17 protein-coding genes and 3 tRNA genes are annotated in these 18,190 nt (G+C 59.1%); 17 read left to right on the top strand and 3 right to left on the bottom strand.

Translation table 11 applies throughout. The annotated features are described in order from the left end of the window. Positions 1-4 precede the first annotated feature (4 nt). The 13 genes from glmM to J7E36_RS21160 all read left to right on the top strand — a co-directional run bounded on the left by glmM (position 5) and on the right by J7E36_RS21160 (position 11,922). Entirely contained in the window at positions 5-1,342 is a 1,338-nt protein-coding gene (glmM, locus tag J7E36_RS21220) for a phosphoglucosamine mutase (protein WP_215007392.1), read from the top strand. A gap of 66 nt (positions 1,343-1,408) precedes the next feature. Then, positions 1,409-2,164, top strand: coding sequence for a triose-phosphate isomerase (tpiA, locus tag J7E36_RS21215; RefSeq protein WP_215007389.1), 756 nt, complete (start codon positions 1,409-1,411; stop codon positions 2,162-2,164). A gap of 4 nt (positions 2,165-2,168) precedes the next feature. Then, positions 2,169-2,552, top strand: a complete 384-nt coding sequence (gene secG / locus J7E36_RS21210) for a preprotein translocase subunit SecG (RefSeq protein ID WP_215007449.1) — start codon at positions 2,169-2,171, stop codon at positions 2,550-2,552. A 21-nt stretch (positions 2,553-2,573) separates the two neighbouring features. Continuing rightward, positions 2,574-2,659 (top strand) — tRNA-Leu (locus J7E36_RS21205). Positions 2,660-2,756: 97 nt separating this feature from the next. Further along, positions 2,757-2,833, top strand: a tRNA-Met gene (locus tag J7E36_RS21200). A 141-nt stretch (positions 2,834-2,974) separates the two neighbouring features. After that, on the top strand, positions 2,975-3,433 hold the full coding sequence (rimP, locus tag J7E36_RS21195; protein WP_215007447.1) for a ribosome maturation factor RimP: 459 nt from the start codon (positions 2,975-2,977) through the stop codon (positions 3,431-3,433). Between the two features lie 59 nt (positions 3,434-3,492). Further along, complete coding sequence (nusA, locus tag J7E36_RS21190; protein WP_215007386.1) at positions 3,493-4,974, top strand: transcription termination factor NusA; 1,482 nt, start codon at positions 3,493-3,495, stop codon at positions 4,972-4,974. Positions 4,975-5,001: 27 nt separating this feature from the next. Further along, positions 5,002-7,533 carry a translation initiation factor IF-2 gene (infB, locus tag J7E36_RS21185; RefSeq protein WP_215007383.1) on the top strand — a complete coding sequence of 844 codons (2,532 nt, stop codon included), beginning with the start codon at positions 5,002-5,004 and terminating at the stop codon, positions 7,531-7,533. Positions 7,534-7,691: 158 nt separating this feature from the next. Further along, positions 7,692-8,087 carry a 30S ribosome-binding factor RbfA gene (rbfA, locus tag J7E36_RS21180; protein WP_215007380.1) on the top strand — a complete coding sequence of 132 codons (396 nt, stop codon included), beginning with the start codon at positions 7,692-7,694 and terminating at the stop codon, positions 8,085-8,087. A gap of 3 nt (positions 8,088-8,090) precedes the next feature. Next, on the top strand, positions 8,091-9,008 hold the full coding sequence (gene truB / locus J7E36_RS21175) for a tRNA pseudouridine(55) synthase TruB (RefSeq protein WP_215007377.1): 918 nt from the start codon (positions 8,091-8,093) through the stop codon (positions 9,006-9,008). Between the two features lie 143 nt (positions 9,009-9,151). Beyond that, positions 9,152-9,421 carry a 30S ribosomal protein S15 gene (rpsO, locus tag J7E36_RS21170; protein ID WP_003177875.1) on the top strand — a complete coding sequence of 90 codons (270 nt, stop codon included), beginning with the start codon at positions 9,152-9,154 and terminating at the stop codon, positions 9,419-9,421. Positions 9,422-9,614: 193 nt separating this feature from the next. Beyond that, complete coding sequence (gene pnp, locus J7E36_RS21165) at positions 9,615-11,720, top strand: polyribonucleotide nucleotidyltransferase (protein WP_215007374.1); 2,106 nt, start codon at positions 9,615-9,617, stop codon at positions 11,718-11,720. 126 nt (positions 11,721-11,846) lie between these two features. After that, positions 11,847-11,922, top strand: a tRNA-Thr gene (locus J7E36_RS21160). A gap of 15 nt (positions 11,923-11,937) precedes the next feature. Here J7E36_RS21160 and J7E36_RS21155 read toward each other — a convergent pair. Further along, positions 11,938-12,279: a type II toxin-antitoxin system HicB family antitoxin gene (locus J7E36_RS21155; RefSeq protein WP_215007371.1), complete on the bottom strand. Its 342-nt coding sequence runs from the start codon at positions 12,277-12,279 to the stop codon at positions 11,938-11,940. Further along, entirely contained in the window at positions 12,276-12,527 is a 252-nt protein-coding gene (locus J7E36_RS21150; protein ID WP_215007368.1) for a type II toxin-antitoxin system HicA family toxin, read from the bottom strand. The genes J7E36_RS21155 and J7E36_RS21150 overlap by 4 nt, the downstream gene beginning before the upstream one ends. 342 nt (positions 12,528-12,869) lie before the next feature. Here J7E36_RS21150 and J7E36_RS21145 point away from each other — a divergent pair, with 342 nt between their 5' ends. Then, positions 12,870-13,175, top strand: coding sequence for a DUF6388 family protein (locus tag J7E36_RS21145; RefSeq protein WP_215007364.1), 306 nt, complete (start codon positions 12,870-12,872; stop codon positions 13,173-13,175). Between the two features lie 77 nt (positions 13,176-13,252). On the opposite strand, the gene nadC is transcribed toward J7E36_RS21145, so the two are convergent. Continuing rightward, positions 13,253-14,101 carry a carboxylating nicotinate-nucleotide diphosphorylase gene (nadC, locus tag J7E36_RS21140; RefSeq protein ID WP_215007361.1) on the bottom strand — a complete coding sequence of 283 codons (849 nt, stop codon included), beginning with the start codon at positions 14,099-14,101 and terminating at the stop codon, positions 13,253-13,255. A 297-nt stretch (positions 14,102-14,398) separates the two neighbouring features. Between nadC and J7E36_RS21135 the strand changes: the two genes are divergently transcribed. The 3 genes from J7E36_RS21135 to ampE are packed head-to-tail and all read left to right on the top strand — an operon-like array spanning position 14,399 to position 18,065. Further along, positions 14,399-16,612, top strand: a complete 2,214-nt coding sequence (locus J7E36_RS21135; RefSeq protein ID WP_215007358.1) for a DUF1631 domain-containing protein — start codon at positions 14,399-14,401, stop codon at positions 16,610-16,612. Positions 16,613-16,671: 59 nt separating this feature from the next. Then, positions 16,672-17,232: a 1,6-anhydro-N-acetylmuramyl-L-alanine amidase AmpD gene (ampD, locus tag J7E36_RS21130; protein ID WP_215007445.1), complete on the top strand. Its 561-nt coding sequence runs from the start codon at positions 16,672-16,674 to the stop codon at positions 17,230-17,232. After that, entirely contained in the window at positions 17,229-18,065 is an 837-nt protein-coding gene (gene ampE, locus J7E36_RS21125; RefSeq protein WP_215007355.1) for a regulatory signaling modulator protein AmpE, read from the top strand. Before ampD ends, ampE begins: the two co-directional genes overlap by 4 nt. Positions 18,066-18,190: the final 125 nt, after the last annotated feature.

Below are 18,190 nucleotides of genomic sequence, written 5' to 3'. Positions count from 1 at the left end.
ACTTATGAGCAAAAAATACTTTGGCACCGACGGGATCCGTGGTCGGGTCGGTGAATACCCTATCACCCCGGATTTCATGCTCAAGCTCGGTTGGGCCGCCGGTATGGCGTTCCGCAAGATGGGCGCCTGCAAGGTGCTGGTTGGCAAGGACACGCGTATTTCCGGCTACATGTTCGAATCGGCTCTCGAGGCAGGTCTGACTTCGGCGGGTGCCGATGTGATGCTGCTGGGGCCAATGCCGACACCGGCCATCGCTTACCTGACCCGTACCTTCCAGGGGCAGGCAGGTATCGTGATCAGCGCTTCGCACAACCCGCATGACGATAACGGGATCAAGTTTTTCTCCGGCAAGGGCACCAAGCTGCCGGATGAAGTCGAGCTGATGATCGAGGAGCTGCTGGACACGCCGATGACTGTCGTTGAGTCGAGCAAGATCGGCAAAGTGTCGCGGATCAACGATGCTTCGGGTCGGTACATCGAGTTCTGCAAAGGCAGCGTGCCGACCGGCACCAGCTTCGCAGGCCTGAAAATCGTCGTCGATTGCGCCCATGGAGCCACTTATAAAGTCGCCCCGAGCGTGTTCCGCGAGTTGGGCGCTGAGGTAGTGGTACTTTCCGCCCAGCCCAACGGCCTGAACATCAATCACAACTGTGGTTCTACCCATACCGACTCGTTGCAGGCTGCGGTGCTGGCCGAGCACGCCGATCTGGGGATCGCCTTCGACGGCGATGGCGACCGGGTCTTGATGGTTGATCACACTGGTGCGGTGGTCGATGGTGATGAGTTGTTGTTCATCATCGCTCGCGACCTGCACGAGCGCGGCAAGCTGCAAGGGGGGGTCGTCGGTACGCTGATGAGTAACCTTGGGCTGGAACTGGCCCTCGCGGACCTGGATATCCCGTTCGTGCGCGCTAATGTGGGTGACCGCTATGTGATCTCGGAGCTGCTGGAGCGCGACTGGGTGATCGGTGGCGAGAACTCCGGTCATATCGTTTGCTTCGACCATACCACCACAGGTGATGCGATTATCGCAGCCCTGCAGGTGTTGATGGCGCTGAAGGCACGCAATGAAGGGCTTGCGCAGGCGCGCCAGGCGCTGCGCAAGTGTCCGCAGGTGTTGATCAACGTGCGTTTCGGTGGCGGTGCGAATCCCCTTGAACACGCGACGGTCAAGCAGGCCAGCGAGCGCGTGACACAGGCGATGGCGGGTCGCGGACGTGTACTGCTGCGCAAGTCCGGCACAGAGCCCTTGGTGCGTGTCATGGTCGAAGGCGAGGATGAAACACAAGTCCGCGGTTACGCCGAAGAGCTGGCAAAACTGGTTACTGAAGTTTCTGCCTGAATTCGGCTTGCCAGTCATGAATCGGTTGGGTAACATCTGCGCCCACTTTGACCGACGAGGTACAGCATGCGTCGCCCTATGGTAGCTGGTAACTGGAAGATGCACGGTACCCGCGCCAGCGTCGCTGAGCTGATCAATGGCCTTCGTCATCTGGCCTTGCCAAGCGGTGTTGATGTCGCGGTATTCCCGCCTTGCCTGTATATCAACCAAGTGGTTGATGGCTTGAAAGGCAAGTCGATTTCGGTCGGTGCGCAGAATTCTGCGGTGGAATCCATGCAAGGTGCTTTGACCGGTGAAGTTGCGCCGAGTCAGCTGGTGGATGCAGGTTGTTCCCTGGTCCTGGTCGGGCATTCCGAGCGTCGCCTGATCATGGGCGAGCAGGACAAGACCTTGATTCGCAAATTTGCTGCGGCTCAGGCTTGTGGTCTGACTCCGGTGTTGTGCGTAGGGGAGACCCTCGAGCAGCGTGAAGCCGGCAAGACCCTTGAAGTTGTCGGGCGTCAGCTGGGCAGCATCATCGAAGACCTGGGTGTCGGTGCTTTTGCAAAGGCAGTCATAGCTTACGAGCCGGTCTGGGCCATTGGCACCGGGCTGACTGCTTCGCCGCAACAGGCGCAGGATGTGCATGCCGCCATCCGCGCGCAGTTGGCGGCAGAGAATTCTGAAGTGGCACGAGGTGTGCGGCTTCTATACGGCGGCAGCGTGAAGGCGGCCAATGCGGTCGAACTGTTCGGCATGCCGGATATCGATGGGGGGCTCATTGGTGGAGCTTCCCTGAATGCAGATGAGTTCGGTGCGATCTGTCGCGCCGCGGGAAACTGAAAAAATGCTGGAAACAGTCGTAGTCGTTTTTCATCTGCTGGGTGCACTGGGCGTTGTTGCTCTCGTATTGCTGCAGCAGGGTAAAGGTGCGGATGCTGGCGCGTCTTTCGGTGCAGGTGCTTCAAATACTGTGTTCGGAAGCCAAGGTTCCTCTACCTTTCTCAGTAAGTTTACTGCTATACTTGCCGCCGGTTTCTTCATGACCAGCTTAGGGTTAGGTTACTTTGCTAAAGAGAAAGCTCACCAGCTGACTCAAGTAGGTTTGCCAAACCCGGCGGTACTGGAAGCACCAAAGCAACAACCGGCTTCTGATGATGTCCCGGTGCTTCAAGAGCAAAAGTCGGCCAACCCGGCGACTGACGTACCTCCAGCTCAAGAGCAGAAGTAAGAAGGTTTCAAACGCTGTATTGCCGAGGTGGTGGAATTGGTAGACACGCAACCTTGAGGTGGTTGTGCCCATAGGGTGTAGGGGTTCGAGTCCCCTTCTCGGTACCAATTATCAGGAGAGCCCGCAATTGCGGGCTTTCTTGTAGGTGGAAGGGTTACATTGACCCTGTAATGGATCGGTCGTATACTTCCGCCCCAGCTTTGTCGCGGGATGGAGCAGTCTGGTAGCTCGTCGGGCTCATAACCCGAAGGTCGTCGGTTCAAATCCGGCTCCCGCAACCAGTTTCAGAGGCCCCTTCCAAGGGGCTTTTTGTTAGCTGGACACTTTACAGCGCCGTTGTTTGACGGCGTTTCAGGGATGGGCGATTCGCCCATTTTTTTTTTATTTGCACAGCATGCACAAACATGCACGAGGGGGTTCAGGTGTCGAGCAAGCTAGAACAGTTGCAGGCCTTGTTGGCCCCGGTGGTCGTGGCCCTTGGCTATGAATGCTGGGGTGTTGAGTTTTCGGCTCAAGGTCGCCACTCACTGTTGCGCGTTTATATCGATAAGGAAGGCGGCGTATTGGTGGATGATTGCGCCATCGTCAGCCGTCAGATCAGCGGTGTTCTGGATGTTGAAGATCCAATCACCTCCGAATACACCCTTGAAGTTTCCTCGCCTGGCATGGAACGCCCTCTGTTCACCCTTGAGCAGTTCGCTTCATTTGCCGGTGAACAAGTGAAGATCAAGCTGCGTTCGCCTTTCGAAGGTCGGCGCAACTTTCAAGGCCTTCTGCGCGGTGTAGAAGAGCAGGACGTCGTGGTGCAGGTAGACGACCATGAGTTCCTGTTGCCGATCGATATGATCGACAAGGCCAACATTATTCCCAGTTTTGACTGATACGTGCCAGATACTGCGGATCCCGCGGATCCAATGGCTTGCGAAAGGCGAGGCGTACGATGAGCAAAGAAGTACTGCTGGTTGTTGAGTCGGTATCCAATGAAAAAGGCGTACCGGCTAACGTGATTTTTGAAGCGCTGGAGCTGGCCCTGGCCACTGCTACCAAGAAGCGGTTCGAAGACGAAGTTGATTTGCGTGTGGAAATCAATCGCCACACCGGTGCCTACGAGACTTTCCGTCGCTGGACGGTGGTCGAGGAAGCTGACCTGGACGATCCGGCTATCGAAACCTGGCCGAGCAAGGTTGCAGAAACGCATCCGGGCGCCAAGGTCGGTGATGTCGTTGAAGAAAAAATCGAATCCATCGAGTTCGGCCGGATTGCTGCACAGACTGCAAAGCAGGTCATCGTGCAGAAAGTTCGCGAAGCCGAGCGTGCACAAGTGGTCGACGCCTATCGCGAGCGCCTCGGGGAAATCATCTCCGGCACCGTGAAGAAAGTGACCCGCGACAACGTGATCGTCGACCTGGGCAACAACGCCGAAGCGTTGCTGGCTCGTGAAGACATCATTTCCCGTGAAACTTTCCGGGTTGGCGTGCGCTTGCGCGCGCTGCTCAAGGAAATCCGCACCGAGAACCGCGGCCCGCAGCTGATCCTGTCGCGTACCGCGCCGGAAATGCTGATCGAGTTGTTCCGTATCGAAGTGCCGGAAATTGCTGAAGGCTTGATCGAAGTCATGGCCGCCTCCCGTGATCCGGGTTCGCGTGCCAAGATCGCGGTCCGCTCCAAGGACAAACGCATCGACCCGCAAGGCGCCTGCATCGGCATGCGTGGTTCGCGTGTCCAGGCCGTATCCGGCGAGTTGGGCGGCGAGCGTGTGGATATTGTCCTGTGGGACGATAACCCGGCTCAGTTCGTGATCAATGCCATGTCGCCTGCTGAAGTGGCGGCAATTATCGTCGACGAAGATGCCCATGCCATGGACATCGCCGTTGGCGCCGACAACCTGGCTCAGGCCATTGGTCGTGGTGGTCAGAACGTGCGTCTGGCAAGCCAGTTGACTGGCTGGACCCTGAACGTGATGACCGAATCGGACATCCAGGCTAAGCAGCAAGCTGAAACCGGCGACATCCTGCGCAACTTCCTCGAAGAGCTTGAGGTCGATGAAGAACTGGCGCAGGTGCTGGTGGATGAAGGCTTTACCAGCCTGGAAGAGATTGCCTACGTACCGGTGGAGGAGATGCTCAACATCGACGGCTTTGACGAAGAAATCGTCAACGAGCTTCGCGCTCGGGCCAAGGATCGTTTGTTGACCAAAGCCATCGCTACTGAGGAAAAGCTGGCAGACGCCCACCCGGCCGAAGACCTGCTCTCGCTTGAGGGCATGGACAAGGATCTGGCGGTGGAACTGGCGGTGCGCGGCGTAATTACCCGCGAAGACCTGGCCGAGCAGTCTATTGACGATCTGCTCGACATCGACGGCATTGACGATGATCGTGCCGGCAAGTTGATCATGGCCGCCCGAGCCCACTGGTTCGAATAATTAGGCGCGGCCTGAGGAGAGAAGTGCATGACGCAAGTCACGGTGAAACAACTGGCCGATGAGGTCAAAACACCGGTAGAGCGCCTGTTGCAGCAGATGCGTGAGGCAGGTCTGCCGCACACCGCCGCCGAGGAACATGTGACTGACAGTGAGAAGCAATCCCTGCTGACTCACTTGAAGAGCAGTCACAAGGCGAAAGTGGAAGAACCACGCAAGATCACTCTGCAGCGTAAAACCACCAGCACCCTGCGTGTTGCCGGTAGCAAAAGCATCAGTGTTGAAGTACGCAAGAAGAAAGTCTTCGTACAACGCAGCCCGGAAGAAATCGAAGCCGAGCGCAAGCGCGAACTGGAAGAACGTCGCGCAGTAGAAAATGCTGCACGTCAGAAGGCTGAAGAAGAAGCCAAGCGTCGCGCCGAAGAAGAAGCGCGTCGCCAGCCTGCTGCAGCGCAAGCCGCTTCGGTCGACGCCGTTGCGGCGCCTGCCCCGGCAGCCGAGCCTGTGCGTGAAAGCGCACCGGTCCTGGCAGCCGCCCCGGCTCCTGCGGCGGATGCCCGCAAGCGCGACGAACAACGTCGTCCGGACAAGCCTCGTGCCGACGATAACCGTCGTGGCGGTGGCGGTGGTGGTGATAGCGATCGCAAGAACGCGCCGCATCGTGCCTCGGTCAAGGAAAAGGCGCCGGCACCTCGTGTTGCGCCACGTACCACCGACGAAGAGAGCGACGGCTTCCGTCGCGGCGGTCGCGGCAAGGCCAAGCTGAAGAAACGCAACGCCCACGGTTTCCAGAGCCCAACCGGCCCTGTCGTGCGTGAAGTGAAGATCGGCGAGACCATCACTGTGGGCGATCTGGCCCAGCAGATGTCGGTCAAGGCTGCAGAAATCATCAAGTTCATGTTCAAGCTGGGCACACCAGCCACCATCAACCAGGTACTGGATCAGGAAACTGCCCAACTGGTTGCTGAAGAACTGGGCCACAAAGTGACCCTGGTCAGCGACACCGCCCTGGAAGATTCCCTGGCCGAGTCCCTGAAGTTTGAAGGTGAGGCGGTTTCTCGTGCACCGGTCGTGACCGTCATGGGCCACGTCGACCACGGTAAAACCTCCCTGCTCGACTATATCCGTCGTGCGAAGGTTGCGGCAGGTGAGGCTGGCGGTATCACCCAGCACATCGGTGCCTACCACGTTGAAACCGACCGCGGCATGGTGACGTTCCTCGACACCCCGGGTCACGCCGCGTTTACCGCGATGCGTGCCCGTGGTGCCAAGGCGACCGACATCGTGATCCTGGTGGTGGCGGCGGACGACGGCGTGATGCCACAAACCATCGAAGCCGTTCAGCATGCCAAGGCAGCTGGCGTGCCGCTGGTGGTTGCGGTGAACAAGATCGACAAGCCGGGCGCTGATCTCGATCGCATCCGCAGCGAACTGTCGGTGCACGGCGTGACTTCCGAAGAGTGGGGTGGCGACACTCCATTCGTACCGGTCTCGGCGAAGATGGGTACCGGCGTCGACGAGTTGCTCGAAGCGGTATTGCTGCAGGCCGAAGTGCTCGAACTGACCGCCACTCCGTCGGCCCCTGGCCGTGGTGTCGTGGTTGAATCGCGCCTGGACAAGGGCCGCGGCCCGGTGGCCACGGTCCTGGTTCAGGACGGTACGCTGCGTCAGGGCGACATGGTGCTGGTTGGCTCGAACTATGGCCGCGTGCGCGCCATGCTCGACGAGAACGGCAAGCCCATCAAGGAAGCTGGCCCGGCTATCCCGGTCGAGATCCTCGGCCTGGACGGTACCCCGGACGCTGGCGACGAGATGAGTGTTGTGGCTGACGAGAAGAAAGCCCGTGAAGTGGCTCTGTTCCGTCAAGGCAAGTTCCGCGAAGTCAAATTGGCTCGCGCTCACGCCGGCAAGCTGGAAAACATCTTCGAGAACATGGGCCAGGAAGAGAAGAAGACGCTCAACATCGTCCTCAAATCCGACGTCCGTGGTTCGTTGGAAGCCTTGCAGGGCGCTCTGAATGGCCTGGGCAACGACGAAGTGCAAGTGCGCGTGGTCGGCGGCGGTGTCGGTGGTATCACCGAGAGCGACGCCAACCTGGCACTGGCTTCCAACGCAGTAGTGTTCGGCTTCAACGTGCGTGCCGATGCCGGCGCGCGCAAGATCGTCGAGCAGGAAGGTCTGGATATGCGTTACTACAACGTGATCTACGACATCATCGAAGACGTCAAGAAAGCCCTGACCGGTATGCTGGGCAGCGACGTTCGGGAAAACATCCTGGGTATCGCCGAAGTTCGCGACGTGTTCCGCTCGCCGAAATTTGGTGCCATCGCCGGTTGCATGGTGATCGAGGGTATCGTTCACCGTAACCGTCCGATCCGTGTATTGCGTGAAGACATCGTGATCTTCGAAGGCGAGCTGGAATCGCTGCGTCGCTTCAAGGATGACGCTTCCGAAGTACGTGCCGGCATGGAATGCGGTATTGGCGTCAAGAGCTACAACGACGTCAAGGTGGGCGACAAGATCGAAGTCTTCGAGAAGGTCCAGGTTGCTCGCAGCCTCTGACTCGCATGCTTCAAGAGCCGCAACCGGCAGCCGCATGAACATGCGCTGCCGCGCTGGCGGACTCTAAACGCAACGCCCGGTCTGGCTTTTGTCAGGCCGGGCGTTTGCCGCTTTCAGACCTTGCGGGTTTCCCGTGGGGCAGTAACAGGTAACAAGACATGGCAAAAGAATACAGCCGTACCCAACGAATCGGCGATCAGATGCAGCGTGAGCTGGCCCAACTGATCCGTCGCGAAATCAAAGACCCGCGCGTCGGCCTGGTCACCATTACCGCTGTGGAAGTCAGCCGTGACGTCGGTCATGCGAAAATTTTCATTACGGTGATGGGCCAGGATGGCGCCGAGGAAATCGCCCAGAGCATCAAGGTGCTCAACGCGGCCGCCGGGTTCCTGCGGATGCAATTGGCCCGTGAAATGAAGCTGCGCAGCGTTCCACAGTTGCACTTCCACTACGACGAAAGCGTCGTGCGGGGCGCCCACCTGTCGGCGCTGATCGAGCGCGCGGTGGCTCAAGACAGCCAGCACGCGGCTGAACCCGAAGACTCCAAGGAGTAATCGGTGGCTCAGGTCAAACGTATCCGCCGTAACGTCAGCGGCATCATCCTGCTCGACAAGCCGCTGGGGTTCACCTCCAACGCCGCGTTGCAGAAGGTTCGCTGGCTGCTCAATGCCGAGAAAGCCGGGCACACCGGTAGCCTTGATCCACTGGCCACCGGCGTGCTGCCGTTGTGCTTTGGCGAGGCGACCAAGTTCTCCCAGTACCTGCTGGACTCCGACAAGGGTTATGAAACCCTGGCGCAACTGGGCAAGACCACCACCACGGCGGACGCCGAAGGAGAGGTTCTACTCGAACGTCCGGTAACCGTTGGTCAGGCTGATATCGAAGCGGTGCTGCCGGGATTTCGTGGGCAAATCAGTCAGATACCGCCGATGTACTCAGCCCTGAAGCGTGATGGGCAGCCGTTGTACAAACTGGCCCGTGCAGGTGAAGTAGTGGAGCGTGAACCGCGTTCTGTTACTATTGCGCGCTTGGAATTGCTGGCCTTTGGCGGCAATACTGCGCGGCTAGCCGTGGATTGCAGCAAAGGCACCTATATCCGCACCCTGGTGGAAGATATCGGTGAGCAGTTGGGCTGTGGTGCGTACGTGGCAGAATTGCGACGGACCCAGGCCGGGCCCTTCACGTTGGCCCAGACGGTCACGCTGGAAGAACTCGAAGCGGTCCATGCCGAAGGCGGCAACGAAGCGGTCGACCGCTTCCTGATGCCCTCGGACAGCGGGCTGCTGGATTGGCCGCTGTTGCAGTTCTCGGAACACAGCGCGTTCTACTGGCTCAACGGCCAGCCGGTACGTGCCCCGGATGCCCCGAAGTTCGGCATGGTCCGGGTACAGGATCACAACGGTCGCTTCATCGGTATCGGTGAAGTGAGCGAAGACGGGCGCATTGCGCCGCGTCGACTGATTCGGTCGGAATGACCGGAAACCAGCCTGGGTAAAAGCAGGTTGGCGAGTGTGGCTGTTAACAGGCACGGTCACTACTCATTTATAGATACAGGGATTTGTCCCTGGCCTGTTGAAGCTGTTTCCCTGAAACAGTTTCCTGATAAAAGGATTGCCTCATGGCTCTCGACGTTCAAGAAAAAGCTCAAATCGTTGCTGACTACCAGCAAGCTGTTGGTGACACTGGTTCGCCAGAAGTGCAAGTTGCACTGCTGACCCACAACATCAACAAACTGCAAGGTCACTTCAAGGCCAACGGTAAGGATCACCACTCCCGTCGTGGTCTGATCCGCATGGTAAACCAGCGTCGTAAGCTGCTGGACTACCTGAAAGGCAAGGATCTGGGTCGCTATCAGACTCTGATCGGTCGCCTGGGTCTGCGTCGCTAATAAGCGATTGCGCTATGAGGTTGGTTGTTTGCCGTGTGTCAGCGGGTTTCCGCAGGCACAGGGCAGGCTCCCAGCCTCAAGTTTTATCTGGATACGCGTTTACCCTGGACAGGCGTTGGGCCGATTCCCGACATTGCCCAAGAATTTCGAAAGAAGACAGTTTCCCCAAGAGCCACAAAGAAGGTAGGACACCGTGAACCCGGTAATCAAAAAATTCCAGTTCGGTCAGTCGACCGTTACCCTCGAGACTGGCCGTATCGCCCGTCAGGCCTCCGGCGCAGTGCTGGTCACCGTTGACGACGACGTCAGCGTATTGGTGACCGTTGTCGGTGCCAAGCAAGCTGATCCAGGCAAGGGTTTCTTCCCTCTGTCTGTTCACTACCAGGAAAAGACTTACGCTGCCGGTAAGATCCCTGGCGGTTTCTTCAAGCGCGAAGGCCGTCCTTCCGAGAAAGAAACCCTGACTTCCCGATTGATCGACCGTCCGATCCGTCCGCTGTTCCCGGAAGGCTTCATGAACGAAGTGCAGGTTGTCTGCACCGTCGTTTCCACCAGCAAGAAGACTGATCCGGACATCGCTGCGATGATCGGTACCTCGGCTGCGCTGGCGATCTCCGGCATTCCTTTCGATGGCCCGATCGGCGCTGCCCGCGTCGCGTTCCACGAAAGCACCGGCTACCTGCTGAACCCGACCTACGAGCAACTGAAGGCTTCGAGCCTGGACATGGTTGTTGCCGGTACTTCCGAAGCCGTGCTGATGGTTGAATCCGAAGCCAAGGAGCTGACCGAAGACCAGATGCTGGGCGCCGTGCTGTTCGCCCACGACGAGTTCCAGGTGGTGATCAACGCCGTCAAGGAACTGGCCGCCGAAGCCGCCAAGCCAACCTGGACCTGGGCGCCGCAAGCTGAAGCCACCGAACTGCTGGGCGCGATCCGCGCCGAGTTCGGCGAAGCGATCTCTCAGGCCTACACCATCACCGTCAAGGCTGACCGCTATGCGCGCCTGGGCGAGTTGAAAGACCAGGTCATTGCCAAGCTGTCCGGTGAAGAAGGCCAGCCGTCTGCCGCTGAAGTCAAAGCGGCTTTCGGTGAAATCGAATACCGCACCGTTCGCGAAAACATCGTCAACGGCAAGCCACGTATCGACGGTCGCGACACCCGCACCGTACGTCCGCTGAACATCGAAGTCGGCGTTCTGCCAAAGACCCACGGTTCGGCCCTGTTCACCCGTGGCGAAACCCAGGCACTGGTCGTTGCAACACTGGGCACCGCCCGTGATGCGCAACTGCTGGACACCCTGGAAGGCGAGAAAAAAGACCCGTTCATGCTGCACTACAACTTCCCGCCGTTCTCGGTCGGTGAGTGTGGTCGCATGGGTGGTGCCGGTCGCCGCGAAATCGGCCACGGCCGTCTGGCCCGTCGTTCGGTCCAGGCCATGCTGCCAGCTGCCGACGTGTTCCCGTACACCATCCGCGTGGTATCGGAAATCACCGAATCCAACGGTTCGAGCTCGATGGCTTCGGTCTGCGGCGCCTCCCTGGCCCTGATGGACGCCGGTGTACCGATGAAGGCGCCGGTTGCCGGTATCGCCATGGGCCTGGTGAAGGAAGGCGAGAAGTTTGCCGTCCTGACCGACATTCTCGGTGACGAAGACCACCTGGGCGACATGGACTTCAAAGTGGCCGGTACCGCCAAAGGCGTCACCGCGCTGCAGATGGACATCAAGATCAAGGGCATCACCGAAGAAATCATGGAGATCGCCCTGGGCCAGGCCCTGGAAGCTCGCCTGAACATCCTCGGCCAGATGAACCAGATCATTGGTCAGTCCCGTACCGAACTGTCGGAAAACGCTCCGACCATGATCGCGATGAAGATCGACACCGACAAGATCCGTGATGTCATCGGTAAAGGCGGCGCGACCATCCGTGCGATCTGCGAAGAAACCAAGGCTTCGATCGACATCGAAGACGACGGTTCGATCAAGATCTTCGGCGAATCCAAGGAAGCGGCAGAAGCAGCACGTCAGCGCGTCCTGGGCATCACCGCCGAAGCCGAGATCGGCAAGATCTACGTCGGCAAGGTCGAGCGCATCGTTGACTTCGGTGCCTTCGTCAACATCCTGCCGGGCAAGGACGGTCTGGTTCACATCTCCATGCTGAGCGATGCTCGCGTCGAGAAAGTGACCGACATCCTGAAGGAAGGCCAGGAAGTGGAAGTGCTGGTACTGGACGTGGACAACCGCGGCCGTATCAAACTGTCCATCAAGGACGTGGCAGCGGCCAAGGCTTCGGGCGTTTAATCACCCCGTCGCCTGAGCGCTGAACAAGCAAACGCCCCGACTGGTTCGGGGCGTTTTGCTGTGTGCTTGAAAAACCCTGCGGCGCAGGTTGCCTGTCCACAGGGCGCGATGCTAGGTTAGCTCACCGCCCGTGTAGCTCAGTCGGTAGAGCAGCGCACTCGTAACGCGAAGGTCGCAGGTTCGATTCCTGTCTCGGGCACCAGGCCCTTTTGGCTTTTTAAGCGTGATGCTGTAAGTATTCGCTTAATGCCTGGCGTGTCAAATCGTTCAACGACACATTTTTACGGGTCGCAGCCAAAGCTACCGCCAGATGCAGGTCGTGCCCAATGCGGACATTGAACGACCCTTTGCAGGGTATTTCTGGCTCCTGCCCGAGATGGCGACAGGTCTGCAAATAATCATCAACTGCTTCGCGAAAAGCTGTTTCCAGCTCGGCCACTGTTTGCCCCTCATAGCTCACCAGTGCCCGAATGAATAGCAGCTTTCCAAACAGACATTTGTCCTCTGTGCTTGCTTCAATTGAGCCAATATAGCCTTGGTATTGCAGCTGGGCGCTCATGGAATCAGGCCTCCCGCTCTCAATTGCTCGATGATTTGGCGACGTATGTACGCTTTGAGCTCATTGCCTGGATGCGGCTTGTGCAAGTTGATCATCGCACTTGGGTTCCCATTCTCAAATTTGACCCGGCTGCCCGAGCCCTCCAGTTGGGAGTAACCCAGGCGACATAACAGGGTGACAAGCTCTGACCAGGTGAAAGTGCCTTGGCCGTTGAGTAGCTTTGCCAGTAGCTTTTCATTTTTTGACATGTGTGCTCTTGTGTTGCGACTGAATATAGTTGCATGTTCCTGGATGGTCAATGAGAAGGTTTTACCCATCAAATTCCCGAATATTTATACGGGGCGAAGTAGCACGTGTGAAACGCGAAACTGTAACAGGCAAATAATGTGCTGTTCCATCTGGTTCCGGTTGTTGCACTCGCTTGCGTGTCTGCTAGGATTCCTTGTCCCAGAAAGACACACAGCATTGTTTTCAGATGATCCCCGAATGGTTCTGAAGGCCAGGTAAACCGGGCTTGTAACGGTTTTCTGCGCAGAGAGATCCTTGATGATCCAGATCCATCCTCCATTCCTCCGATCAACGAGAACGACATGACCGCTAAAGAACTGACGCAAGAAGCCAGACACGAAGAAGCGCTGCGCCAATACGCCCTGGACACGCCTCAGTTACTGGAAGAAATCAAGAACCTGAGCGCTGACGACCAGAAAGACCAGCTTCAATGGGCGTTCGAGGACGAGGCCGAAGCCCAGGGATTGCAGCCTTGGGAACTGACACTCAAATACACCAGCACGCCTGAAGAATTCGAGACGCAACGCCTTGCGTTGCACAAGGAAGCGGCCGAGGTGCTGGGTGTGGAGTGGGATGAATACTGCGAGATGAATAATCTGGTTGTTTAAAAGCAGCTACAAGCTGCAAGCTGCAAGCCAAGCACGGAACAGCTTGCAGCTTGTAGCTCAAGGCTTGCAGCTGCCCCTCAAAGACTGAGCCGCATCGACAGATCCACAGCCTTCACATCCTTGGTCATTGCCCCGATCGAGATGTAGTCCACCCCGGTCTCGGCAATCGGGCGTAACGTGCTTTCGTTGATCCCGCCGCTGGCCTCCAGCTTCGCCTTGCCGCCGTTCAGGCGTACGGCTTCACGCATGTCATCCAGGCTCAGTTCGTCGAGCATGATGATGTCGGCATTGGCCGCCAGGGCTTCTTTCAGTTCCGCCAGGCTTTCCACTTCGATTTCCACCGGTTTGCCCGGAGCAATCTTGTGGGCGGCCGCGATGGCCTGGGCGATCCCGCCGCAGGCGGCGATGTGGTTTTCCTTGATCAGGAACGCGTCATACAGGCCGATGCGGTGGTTGTGGCAACCGCCGCAGGTGACCGCGTATTTCTGCGCCAGGCGCAGCCCGGGCAGGGTCTTGCGGGTGTCCAGCAGCTTGACCTGGGTATCGGCGACAAAATCGGCCAGGTAGCGGGCCCGGGTGGCGACGCCCGAGAGCATTTGCAGGAAGTTCAGTGCGCTGCGCTCGCCGCTCAGCAGCGAGCGGGCCGGGCCTTCCAGATGGAACAACGCCTGGTCGGGGCTCACCCGGTCGCCGTCGCGCACTTGCCAATGCACCGCGACACGCGGGTCCAGTTGCCGGAACACCGCATCGACCCAAGCCGTGCCGCTGATGACGGCGGCGTCGCGGGTGATGATGGTGGCCTTGGCCAGGCGTTCGGCGGGGATCAGTTGCGCGGTGATGTCGCCGCTGCCGATGTCTTCGAGCAACGCACGGCGCACATTGGCTTCGATTTCGGCGGTCAGATCGGCGAGACGTAGATTCGGCATAACGGGCTCCACAAACAAAGTGGCCCGATTATAGGGCCACCGGTGGCCAGTCTCACAAATACTGTTCCATTTTGATGTCGTCTTTTGTCGTCATGCTGGGATGTGGCGGATCGAACCTGCATTTGGTCGCCTCCTCGCAACATTTGCGTGTTTTCCGGGTCACTTGTTGCGCGGTATTTCGAGGCGCATCACAGAGTAGCGCTGGTACCACAGCGTCCTTTTGGACATAATCCGCCTTTCGATTGACGTCATGTATTTGACGTTGCCAGCCGAAGAACACCGTGCCAGGAGATCAGGATGCACAACGACGGGAATGTGGTGCCTTTACACAAGGTATCTGCCGATCAGGCGAATCGCTCGCCGCTCCCGCGCCTGCCGGTGATTCTGCTCCAGGTTCGCGACAAGGCCGCTCAACAGTTGCGCCTGGGTTTGCAGGGGTTGTTCGATAACGCCGACGATACGTTGTTCGAAATGGCCGACCGCGCGCGCGACGATATCGAACAGAATCTGTTCTTCGAAGCCATGCGGGACTTGCGCCTGAAACGCAAAAGTATCGAGCGCGAATTTATCGAGCAGTTTTTCGAGGCGTTCGTCAGGCTTGCCCAGTACGATCTCACCCAGGCCACCCTTGCGCCGGTGCTGTCCTCTGGCCCCCCGTCCCAACCCACTCACGACGAACTGGAACGGCATCTGGCGGTGGAAGCCATGGTCACCCGGGTGCTCAGGCGCGATGGCCTTTCTCTAGAACAATTGACGGCGCGCCTCAGTGCGTTGCTGGCCCGGCCGTTGGCGAACCCGCATAACCCCCTGAGCCCTGCGTTGCTGTGTGAGAACTTCCTGCAGGCCGGGCGCAACCTGGGCGTAGGGATCAAGGTCAAGTTGATCCTGCTCAAGCTGTTCGAGCGTTATGTGCTCAGTGAGTGCGATCAGCTCTACGCCGAGGCCAATCAGTTGCTGGTGGCCACCGGTATTTTGCCGGAGCTCAAGGCGGCGCCGTCCCGGCGCGCTTCGGATCGTCCCGACGATAGTCCCAGGCCCGAGGCCGACGTCGCAACCAAGCCCATGGCTGCCGAAGTCGACGACAGCGTGCAGGAAGTGTTCGTCTCCTTGCAGAAGCTGTTGATGCAAGTGCGTGGCAGCGTGGCGCCGACCCTGGAAGCCAGCGCACCGGCCCAGCCGATTTCCACCCGAGACCTGCTACGGCTGCTCTCTCATCTGCAGCAGTACGTGCCCGCGCCCACGGTGCAGGACGAGTTCGACCTGCGTGGTCAGTTGGAGCAGCTGTTGACCCGGGTAAGTGTCAGGACTGGCAAATCCCGAGTGGTCGAAGGTGCTGATGAGGACGTCATCAACCTGATCTCGATGATGTTCGAGTTCATCCTCGATGACCACAACCTGCCGGATTCCTTCAAGGCCTTGATCGGCCGTCTGCAAATCCCGATGCTCAAGGTCGCGGTTCAGGACAAGAGTTTCTTCAGTCGCGGTAACCATCCCGCCCGCCGGCTACTCAACGAAATCGCTGCGGCGGCGATGGGCTGGGGAGATTGCGATGATCACCAGCGCGACAGTCTTTACCTGCGCATCGAGCAAGTGGTGCAGCGACTGTTGAATGAGTACGTCGACGACCCGGCGATTTTTTCTGAATTGCTGGCCGACTTCCTCGCTTTCACCAGTGATGAGCGCCGCCGTAGCGAGCTGCTGGAACAGCGCATCCGTGATGCCGAAGAGGGGCGCGCCAAGGCCGAACTGGCTCGCCTGCGGGTCGAGGGGGTGTTGAACCACGTCATGCTCGGCAAGGTGTTGCCGCAAGCGGTGGTGGAATTCGTCCAGCAGGCCTGGAGTCAGGTGCTGCTGTTGACCTGTTTCAAGCACGGCAAGTATTCGGCCGAGTGGCAGGCAGACGCCTTGACCCTGGAACGACTGGTCTGGAGCGTCCAACCCCATGATGAACCCGATGCCGGCCTGCGTTTGCTGGAGATGGTTCCGGGTCTGCTCAAGGCCTTGCGTGAGGGCCTGAGTCGTTCGGCGTTCGATCCATTTGCCACCAGCGATTTTTTCAGCGAGCTGGAGGTCCTGCACGTCCAGGCCCTGGAGCGCATGGGGCAGGCAACGGAGCAGGTCAGGTCGTCCGATTCGCCGGTCATGGTCGAAGTGTCGGAAAAAATCGTTCTACGTGGCTCCCATAAGGCGCCAGCGGACAGTGCGGCGGTGCGCTTGCCGGTCGACGACGTAGGCCTGCTCCAGGTCGATCAGCTGCGCCTGGGCAGTTGGGTCGAGTTCCAGGAGGATGATGACAACACCTTGCGCTGCAAGCTGGCGGCGATCATCGAGGCGACCGGTAAATACATCTTCGTCAACCGCACCGGCCTTAAAGTGCTGGAGCACAGCCGTACCAGCCTGGCCCTGGCGTTCCGCCGGGGGGCGGCGCGCCTGTTGGACGATACCCTGCTGTTCGACCGGGCGCTGGAGTCGGTGCTGGGCAATCTGCGTCAGCTCAATCGCGGCAAGTGATCGCGTCGCCCGATCACGGCATACTGGCGGCATTCAATGTCGTCACCGAAGGAACCTGTATGCAGTTGGACTCCGCGAGCGGCTGGTGCGAGGGCGTGCGTCATTGCCCTTCGCCCAACTTCAATGCGCGCCCCGAGGGCGAAATCTCCCTGCTGGTGATCCACAACATCAGCTTGCCACCGGCCCAATTCGCGACGGGCAAGGTGCAGGAGTTCTTCCAGAATCGCCTGGATGTCACAGAACACCCTTACTTTGCCGGTATTGCCGACCTGCGCGTCTCTGCGCATTTCCTGATTGAACGTGACGGTGCCGTCACTCAGTTTGTCTCCTGTCTGGACCGGGCGTGGCATGCGGGCGTCTCGTGTTTCGAGGGGCGCGAGACCTGTAATGATTTTTCCCTGGGCATCGAGCTGGAAGGCACCGATGATCTGGCCTACACCGATGCCCAATATGCCGCCTTGCTGGCATTGACGCGGCAGTTGCAAGCGGCTTTCAGAGCAATCACGCTGCAGCGCATCTGTGGACATAGCGACATCGCTCCGGGGCGCAAGACTGATCCGGGACCGGCATTCGACTGGGTGCGCTACCGTGCGGCCCTGACACAAGGGGAAGGACAATGAGTTTTCTGGTGTTGCTGCTGACGGTCTGGATCGAGAAATTCTCGGCCTTGCGCCAGCGGGTCCAGCGCGACGGTGGTTGGCTGCACGAATTGAACAGGCTCGGGACGGGCCCACGGTGGGCCACCCGGCCCTGGCTGGTGCTGATCGTGATGGTACTGCTGCCGGTGGCGCTGCTGGCGTTGCTACTGTGGGTGCTGGAGCCGGTGGCCTATGGCTTGCTGGCGCTACCGGTGCACCTGCTGGTGGTGATTTACAGCCTGGGGCGCGGCGATCTGTTGGCTGGCCTGGGGCCGTTTCGCGATGCCTGGCGGCGTGAAGACCTGCAAGCGGCCGCCCATGTGGCCAAGCGCGACCTGGGCATCGAAGCCGATGACGGCGATCAATTGTTGGAGCGGGTCCAGGGGTATTTGCTCTGGCAGGCCTACCAGAGCTTTTTTGCGGTGATTTTCTGGTACTTCCTGCTAGGCCCGGTCGCGGCCCTCAGCTATCGACTGCTGGCGCTGGCCGCCGAGCACAGCCAGAATCCCGGTGTCGCCGAGCGGGCCGGGCAAATGCGCCATGCGTTCGATTGGGTGCCGGTGCGCTTGCTCGCCGCGAGCTTCGCCCTGGTGGGCAACTTCGTCGCGGTCAGCCGGGTCATGCTGCATGAGTTGTTGAACTGGAACATCAGCGCCGCCGACCTCATCGACAGGGTCGGACTGGTGGCCGGCGAGATTCCCAAGCCCGTGGCCGGGCCGGATGGCCTCAACAGCCTGGATCGGCTGTGGGAATTGCTGTTGCGTGCGGCGGTGCTCTGGTATGCCGGGTTTGCGTTGTGGACGGTGTTGGCCTGATTCAACGACCCCATGTGGTGTGGCAGCAGTTGTGGGAGCAAAGCTTGCTCGCGATACAGGCGCCACACTTCTTAACGACTGCGTTGACTTCACCGCAGGCAAGCCTTGCTCCTATCAAACAAAAC

The sequence above is a fragment of the Pseudomonas fluorescens genome (assembly GCF_018614775.1).
GTDB lineage: Bacteria > Pseudomonadota > Gammaproteobacteria > Pseudomonadales > Pseudomonadaceae > Aquipseudomonas > Aquipseudomonas fluorescens_BY.
This window is presented reverse-complemented; position numbering and strand designations above follow the sequence as displayed.

Coding starts and splice junctions, on each gene's coding strand:
- nusA (WP_215007386.1), top strand. CDS start 3,493: ATGAGCAAAGAAGTACTGCTGGTTGTTGAGTCGGTATCCAATGAAAAA.
- nadC (WP_215007361.1), bottom strand. CDS start 14,101: ATGCCGAATCTACGTCTCGCCGATCTGACCGCCGAAATCGAAGCCAAT.
- tpiA (WP_215007389.1), top strand. CDS start 1,409: ATGCGTCGCCCTATGGTAGCTGGTAACTGGAAGATGCACGGTACCCGC.
- J7E36_RS21135 (WP_215007358.1), top strand. CDS start 14,399: ATGCACAACGACGGGAATGTGGTGCCTTTACACAAGGTATCTGCCGAT.
- J7E36_RS21145 (WP_215007364.1), top strand. CDS start 12,870: ATGACCGCTAAAGAACTGACGCAAGAAGCCAGACACGAAGAAGCGCTG.
- J7E36_RS21150 (WP_215007368.1), bottom strand. CDS start 12,527: ATGTCAAAAAATGAAAAGCTACTGGCAAAGCTACTCAACGGCCAAGGC.
- J7E36_RS21155 (WP_215007371.1), bottom strand. CDS start 12,279: ATGAGCGCCCAGCTGCAATACCAAGGCTATATTGGCTCAATTGAAGCA.
- rbfA (WP_215007380.1), top strand. CDS start 7,692: ATGGCAAAAGAATACAGCCGTACCCAACGAATCGGCGATCAGATGCAG.
- glmM (WP_215007392.1), top strand. CDS start 5: ATGAGCAAAAAATACTTTGGCACCGACGGGATCCGTGGTCGGGTCGGT.
- secG (WP_215007449.1), top strand. CDS start 2,169: ATGCTGGAAACAGTCGTAGTCGTTTTTCATCTGCTGGGTGCACTGGGC.
- infB (WP_215007383.1), top strand. CDS start 5,002: ATGACGCAAGTCACGGTGAAACAACTGGCCGATGAGGTCAAAACACCG.
- rpsO (WP_003177875.1), top strand. CDS start 9,152: ATGGCTCTCGACGTTCAAGAAAAAGCTCAAATCGTTGCTGACTACCAG.
- ampE (WP_215007355.1), top strand. CDS start 17,229: ATGAGTTTTCTGGTGTTGCTGCTGACGGTCTGGATCGAGAAATTCTCG.
- ampD (WP_215007445.1), top strand. CDS start 16,672: ATGCAGTTGGACTCCGCGAGCGGCTGGTGCGAGGGCGTGCGTCATTGC.